A 6555-nucleotide genomic window follows, 5' to 3' on the forward strand; every position below is an offset into this window, starting at 1 on the left:
ATGTGGCGCCGGGCCTGATTCGGGTTCGCGCGGCGGGCTCCGGGCGGCGTACTCTCTTCTTTACAGGCGGTCGAGCCGCCGGAGCCGCTAGGCGGAGGCGTGTCGAGACCAACACATTCCCATCCCCGCTCAGTCCAGCGCGAGTCCCTCCGCCGGGCTGACCTTGGTGGCCCGCTTGGACGGCGCCACGCAGGAGACCAGGCCCGCCAGCCCGGCGGCCGCGACCACCGCCACCAGCTGCAGCACCGGCAGCTCGAAGGTGGCGTCGGGCAGCATGTCGCCGACCAGGATCTCGCTGCCGCCCCAGGCGAAGAAGACGCCCAGCGCGGTGCCGACGAGGGCCGCCACTGCCGAGAGCAGCACCGCCTCGGCGGCCAGCGTCCGCCGCAGCTGACGCCGGGTCAGGCCCAGCGCGCGCAGCAGCGCGTGCTCACGGCCCCGCTCGAGCACCGAGAGGCCCAGCGTGTTGGCGATGCCGGCCAGCGCGATCAGCACCGAGATCGCCAGCAGCCCGATCACGGCCCAGGTGAACACGTCCAGCTGCAGCTCGACCCAGGAGCGCTGAGCCTTGCCGTTGGTGAGCTCGGCGTCGGGGGCGAGCACGCCGAGCGTCCCCGCCAGGTCCTCCGGGTCGGCTCCGGCATCGGCACGGACCCAGACGGCGTACGTCTGCGGGTCAGCGGTCAGCTCGCGGAGCGTCGCGGCGGAGATCTGCGGGGCCCCGTCGATCTCGCGTACGTCCAGGGTCACGGTCGCGGTGCGGTCCCCGACGACGAGCGTCACCTTCTCCCCCGTCGCCTCGAAGGAGTCCTCCACGAACGCCGAGGCAGCGGCCGGTGAGATCACCATCGTGCCGGGCTTCACGGTGAGGTCCATGAGCGCGATGTCTCCCGCGGGCGGAGCGACGACCAGGAGCGGGACGGGCTTGCCGTCGGCCTTCACCGAGGTCATCGCGCCCGGCACGGCCACCGCGTCGGCGACGCCCCGGACCGCCTTCGCGTCCCCGAGGACCGAGTCGTCCAACGGCTTCGACTCCGACTGGAGCGCGATGTCGATCGGGTGCTGCTTCGCCATCTCGTCCAGGGTGGCGCCACGGATGGTCGCCATCCCGGTCAGTACGCCGGTGGTGAGGGTGACGCCGACGAGCAGCGACGCCGCGGTGGCGGCGGTGCGCTTCGGGTTGCGACCGGCGTTGGCCGCCGCGAGCTTGGCCGGCGAGCCGGCGACCAGGGCCAGGGCTGACCCGGCCAGCCGCACCAGGCCCGGCACCAGCGCGGGGCCCAGGAGCATCACGCCGAGGAAGGTGACCCCGCAGCCCAGCAGCACGATCAGCATCCCGGTCTGCGCGTCGTCCCAGCCCACGGCGACGAAGATCGTCGCGATGCCGGCGAGCGCCACCGCCAGGCCGAGGCCGATCCGGAACAGTCCGGCGCCGCGTACGTCGAAGCCCTCCTGCGGCCGCAGCGCGGCCAGCGGGCTGAGCCGCATCAGGCGGCGCGTGGGCAGCCAGGAGGCGACCAGCGTGGTGAGCACGCCGAGGACGAACGCACCCACGAGCCACGGCCACTCGTAGGCGACGTCACCCAGCGGCGCGGTCTCAGCGAGCTGCCGCACCAGCGCGACGATCCCCCAGCCGAGCAGGACGCCGACCACCAGGCCGAGCAACGAGGCCAGGAGCCCGAGGGCGAGCGCCTCGCGGCGTACCGATCGCAGGACCTGACGCTTCGTCGCGCCCATCGCCCGCAGCAGCGCGAAGTCGCGCATCCGCTGGGCGAACAGGATCGAGAAGGTGTTGGTGATGACCAGCACCGAGACGAACAGCGCGATGAAGGCGAAGATCAGGATCATGTACGCCACCACGTCGACCTCCTGGTTGAGCTGGGTCTGCAGCTCGGTGAGGTAGTCGTCGGTGTTCAGCCAGCCGTCGTCCTTGTCGCCGGCTCCGGCGGTCATGACGGTCTGGACGTACTGGTCCCCCCAGCTCTGCATCTCGGGCGAGGTGACATAGATCGGCGAGGACCACATCGACGGGGCGTCGACGAGGCCGACCACGGTCGTCTCCACCGTGCCCTTGCCGGTGCCGACCTTGAGCGTGTCGCCGAGGGCGACCTTGTTGGTCTTGGCGGCGTTGGCGTCGACGACGGCCTCGCCGGCTCGGGTCGGGAAGCGACCCTCCTCGAGATCCTGCCACTGCCAGCGCTTCTCGGTGGAGACCGCGCCGATCACGATTTCCTGGCCGAGCATGGTCGTGTCGGTGCGGACCGGCTGCATCGACATCGCCAGCGCCCAGCCGCCCTCGTCGACGTACTTCTCGGTGACCTCCTCGGTCGGGAGGTCCACCGCTCCGACCGCGTTGCGGAACGGCGCGTCGATGCCGGCGAACAGACCCGACTTCGTCGCGGAGGTCAGTGCGTTGGTGACCACGATCAGCGCGACCGCGGCGACGACGGCCACCACAGCCGCGGCGTACCGGCGGGCGTAGGTCCGCAGCGATGCGAACAGCACCGTCCGCATCAGCGCGTCACCCCTTCGATGTGTCCGTCCTTCACGGTGACGATCTCGTCGGCGTACGCGGCTGCGGAGGCCTCGTGGGTCACCATGACCACGGTCTGGCCGAGCTCACGGACGCTGCGGCGCAGGTGGTCGAGCACCTCGGCCGAGGTCTCGGAGTCGAGGTTTCCGGTGGGCTCGTCGGCGAAGAGGATCGCGGGCTGGGTGACCAGCGCACGGGCGATCGCCACGCGCTGCTGCTGGCCGCCGGAGAGCTCGGAAGGCTTGTGGCCCAGGCGCTTGCCGATGCCGAGGGTGTCGGCGATCATCTGGGCCCGCGCGCGGGTCTCATCGGTGACCCGCTTGCCGGCCAGCTCCAGCGGCAGCTGGATGTTCTGCCCGGCGGTGAGCATCGGCAGCAGGTTGAACGCCTGGAAGACGAAGCCTACGTTCTCCCGCCGGAAGATGGTCAGCTGGTCGTCGTTGAGGTTCTGCAGCGGTTGGCCCGCGACCGTCACCTCACCGCCGGTGGGACGGTCGAGACCGGCCAGGCAGTGCATCAGCGTCGACTTGCCCGAGCCGCTCGGGCCCATGATCGCGGTGAACGCGCCACGGCGGATCTCCAGGTCGACCCCGCGCAGCGCGTGCACCTCGGTCGCGCCCTTGCCGTAGGTCTTGGTCAGGCCCACCGCTCGGGCGGCGGCCGTCATCGTGGGAACAGAGGTCTGTGTCATGCCCCAGAGCCTCTCGTCGGAAGGCGTCAGTCCACATCGGGCTGGAGGCTGATCCCGGCGTACGACCTGGGGTGGATCGGCAAGGGTCGGCTCAGGGTCATCCCCGGGTGAGCGTGACCCCCTCGGCCAGCCGGTAGGGGTTGGTCGCGACCAGCGCGCCGATCGAGCGGCGCAGCCGGGAGACCTCGGCGCGCACGGTGACGATGTGCTCGGCGTCTCCGAAGACCGCCTCGCTGAGCCCGCGGGCGGTGAGCCCGGCAGGGCCGGCTCGGTCGACCAGGGTGAGGATCTCGACGTGGCGCCGGGTCAGGGTGGTGCGCCACCGTCCTGACTCCGAGACGACCTCGAGGGTGCCGTCGGGGTCGAGCCGAGCGGTCAGACTTCCCGACCCCGAGGAGGTGGGCCGGACCAGCCAGCCGCGCTCGCCGACCCGCTCGGGCAGGCACAGCCCCAGGCCGGGGACGGTCAGCATCTTGTCCCGGCGGGGCGCCGCGATCCGGTCGCGGGCGGCCATCCCGGCGTGGTGGGCGACCCAGCCGTCGTCGTCGACGACGAGCAGTGGCCCCTCGACGCCGGAGACGACGTGGTCGGTCTCGCGGCGCAGCCGTTCGAGCCACTCCTGGTGTCGACGCCACAGCGACATCTCGGCCAGGCGCACGGCGCTCTCGACCAGGGCGCCGATCGCCGGGTGCAGGGTCAGCGCGGGCCCGCTGACGTCGACGACGCCGAGCAGGGCTCCGGTGCGGGGGTCGTGGATCGGGGCGGCCGTGCAGTACCAGGGATGCTGGGCCTGCTCGAAGTGCTCCGCGGAGAAGAGCTCGACCGGCGCCGCCTCCGCCAGCGCGGTGCCGATCGCGTTGGTGCCGACCGCGCGCTCGGTCCACAGCGCGCCCTCGACGAAACCGAGCTGGTCGGCGATCTTGAGCACCCGCGCCGACCCCGCCCGCCACAGCACCACGCCCTCCGCGTCGGTCACGACCATCAGGTACGTCGCCGCATCGGCGGCCGAGGTCAGCACCGCTCGCAGGTCGTCGATCACCATCGCCAGCGGCGAGCGGGCTCTGCGTGCCGCGCACTCGGCTGCGGAGGGCGTACGTCTGCCGTTGCTGCTTCCGGGCTCCAGGCCCATGCTCAGGACGCGGCGCCAGGAGCGCTCGACCAGGATCCGGGGTGTGCTCGGTGGGCGGCTACCGGACAGGACAGCGTCGTGGACGCGTACGAGGTCACGGGCGAGGCGCGGCAGGTCAGCTCCCGCCGGGACTGCTCCGGTCACTGTCATCTGGCGTCCACCTCCGACTCCGAGGGTAGGTCCTCGCTGTGACCCGCGCCACATGCAATCGGCTGCAACCCTTTCTCCCGCGCCCGCGCGGCGGTGTGCTGGGGGCATGACCCAGACACTCGAACCCACTCCCCCGGCCGTCCACAGCGGACCGGCGCAGACCTGGCTCGCCGACTTCGAGGCCGCTCTGAAGGAACGCGACATCCCCCGGGCCGCCGGACTGTTCGCCACGAAGAGCTTCTGGCGCGACCTGGTCGCCTTCTCCTGGAACCTCACCACCGTCGAGGACCCCGCCGGGGTCGCCGACCTGCTCTCGGCCACGCTGGAACGTGTCGACCCCTCCGGCTTCGCGCTCGAGGAGCCGGAGGCCACCGATGCGGGCGTGACCACGGCGTGGTTCACCTTCGAGACCGCGATCGGCCGTGGCCGCGGGCTGCTGCGCCTGAAGGTCGAGGACGACCGCCCGAAGGCGTGGACGTTCCTGACCACGCTCTACGAGCTCAAAGGCCACGAGGAGCCCCGCGGCGTACGTCGCCCGAAGGGTGCCGAGCACGGCGTCAACCGCGACCGGGTGACCTGGGCCGAGAAACGGCAGGCCGAGGCGGAGACGCTGGGCCTGACCGAGCAACCGTACGCGGTGGTCATCGGTGGCGGCCAGGGAGGCATCGCTCTGGGTGCGCGGCTGCGCCAGCTCGGGGTGCCGTCCCTCGTCATCGACCGCTACGAGCGGCCCGGTGACCAGTGGCGCGGCCGCTACAAGTCGCTGTGCCTGCACGACCCGGTCTGGTACGACCACCTGCCCTACCTGAAGTTCCCCGACAACTGGCCGGTCTTCGCACCCAAGGACAAGATCGGCGACTGGCTGGAGTCCTACGTCAAGGTGATGGAGGTGCCCTACTGGTCCTCGACCACGGCCACCAGCGCCTCCTACTCCGAAGAGGACGGGGAGTGGACGGTCACCGTCTCGCGCGGCGGGGAGGAGATCACCCTGCACCCGAAACAGCTCATCCTCGCCACCGGGATGTCCGGCAAGCCCAACATCCCCGACCTGCCCGGCATGGACATCTTCGAGGGCGAGCAGCACCACTCCTCCAAGCACCCGGGGCCGGATGCGTACGAGGGCAAGCGGGTGGTGGTGATCGGGTCCAACAACTCTGCCTTCGACATCTGTGGCGCGCTCTTCGAGCACGGCGCCGACGTGACCATGGTGCAGCGGTCCTCGACCCACATCGTGAAGAGCGACACGCTGATGGACATCGGCCTCGGCGACCTCTACTCCGAGCGCGCGCTCGCCTCCGGGATGACCACCGAGAAGGCCGACCTGGTCTTCGCCTCGCTCCCCTACCGGATCATGCACGAGTTCCAGATCCCGCTCTACCAGCAGATGGCCGAGCGCGACGCCGACTTCTACGCGCGCTTGGAGAAGGCCGGCTTCCGGCACGACTGGGGCGACGACGGCTCGGGGCTGTTCATGAAATACCTCCGCCGCGGCTCGGGCTACTACATCGACGTGGGCTCCGCCGAGCTGGTCGCCGACGGGCACGTGAAGCTCGCCCAGGGGCAGGTCTCGCACCTGACGGAGACGTCGGTCGTTCTCGAGGACGGCACCGAGCTCCCCGCCGACCTCGTCGTGTACGCCACCGGCTACGGCTCCATGAACGGCTGGGCCGCCGACCTGATCAGCCAGGAGGTCGCCGACCGCGTCGGGAAGTGCTGGGGGCTCGGCTCCTCCACCACGAAGGACCCTGGGCCCTGGGAGGGCGAGCAGCGCAACATGTGGAAGCCGACCCAGCAGGAGGCTCTCTGGTTCCACGGCGGGAACCTCCACCAGTCGCGCCACTACTCGCTCTATCTCGCGCTGCAGCTCAAGGCACGCTTCGAGGAGATCGCGACGCCGGTCTACAACCTGGCTCCTGTCCATCATCTGTCCTAGCTGCTCGGCGGTCGAGCCGCAGCGACGAGCAGTCGCAGGCGGCATAGCAACCCTGCCGAGTCGGCGCATCTTGACCGGTGTCTCGCGAAGCGAAGCGAGCGAGCCGGTCAAGATGCGCC

At 70.9% G+C, this 6555-nt stretch carries 4 protein-coding genes; 1 reads left to right on the forward strand and 3 read right to left on the reverse strand.

All coding sequences use genetic code 11. The features are described from left to right. Positions 1-129: 129 nt before the first annotated feature. The 3 genes from ABZ796_RS27555 to ABZ796_RS27565 all read right to left on the reverse strand — a co-directional run bounded on the left by ABZ796_RS27555 (position 130) and on the right by ABZ796_RS27565 (position 4503). Entirely contained in the window at positions 130-2514 is a 2385-nt protein-coding gene (locus ABZ796_RS27555; protein ID WP_357341367.1) for an FtsX-like permease family protein, read from the reverse strand. Continuing rightward, on the reverse strand, positions 2514-3224 hold the full coding sequence (locus tag ABZ796_RS27560) for an ABC transporter ATP-binding protein (protein ID WP_357341368.1): 711 nt from the start codon (positions 3222-3224) through the stop codon (positions 2514-2516). The genes ABZ796_RS27555 and ABZ796_RS27560 overlap by 1 nt, the downstream gene beginning before the upstream one ends. 97 nt (positions 3225-3321) lie before the next feature. Further along, on the reverse strand, positions 3322-4503 hold the full coding sequence (locus tag ABZ796_RS27565; RefSeq protein ID WP_357341369.1) for a GAF domain-containing protein: 1182 nt from the start codon (positions 4501-4503) through the stop codon (positions 3322-3324). 106 nt (positions 4504-4609) lie between these two features. Between ABZ796_RS27565 and ABZ796_RS27570 the strand changes: the two genes are divergently transcribed. Then, the gene (locus tag ABZ796_RS27570) at positions 4610-6436 is read left to right on the forward strand and encodes an NAD(P)/FAD-dependent oxidoreductase (protein ID WP_357341370.1); all 1827 of its coding nucleotides are present in this window, start codon (positions 4610-4612) and stop codon (positions 6434-6436) included. The last annotated feature ends 119 nt before the right edge of the window (positions 6437-6555 follow it).

Source organism: Nocardioides sp. NPDC047086 (genome assembly GCF_040643685.1).
GTDB lineage: Bacteria > Actinomycetota > Actinomycetes > Propionibacteriales > Nocardioidaceae > Nocardioides.